Raw genomic sequence first — 275 nt, 5'->3', positions numbered from 1 at the left:
GATCAGCTCATTGATTATGAAGTCAGCCTCTTAGAGCAGCTTGATTTTACGGAAGTATTGCTCGATGGCATGCTCTCTATGCTGCTGTTTGCAGGGGCGCTGCACGTCAATATTAGTGATTTAAAACGTTACAAGCTACCTATTGGTATCCTTGCCGGTCTTGGCACGATAGTGTCAGCATTGCTTATTGCTACTGCCCTCTACTTTATGCTGCCGCTATTTGATTTTGGTTTGCCTTTTCTGTGGTGTTTATTATTTGGTGCTTTGATATCACC

Annotated in this window: 1 protein-coding gene; it reads left to right on the top strand. The window is 43.3% G+C overall.

Going from position 1 to position 275, the window contains the following annotated elements:
- Positions 1–275: cation:proton antiporter domain-containing protein (locus AAEZ03_RS27240; RefSeq protein ID WP_350582951.1), on the top strand; the 275-nt coding region annotated here is incomplete at both ends.

Source organism: Pseudomonas sp. HY2-MNA-CIBAN-0224, from assembly GCF_040310285.1.
Lineage (GTDB): Bacteria > Pseudomonadota > Gammaproteobacteria > Pseudomonadales > Pseudomonadaceae > Aquipseudomonas > Aquipseudomonas helleri.
This window is presented reverse-complemented; position numbering and strand designations above follow the sequence as displayed.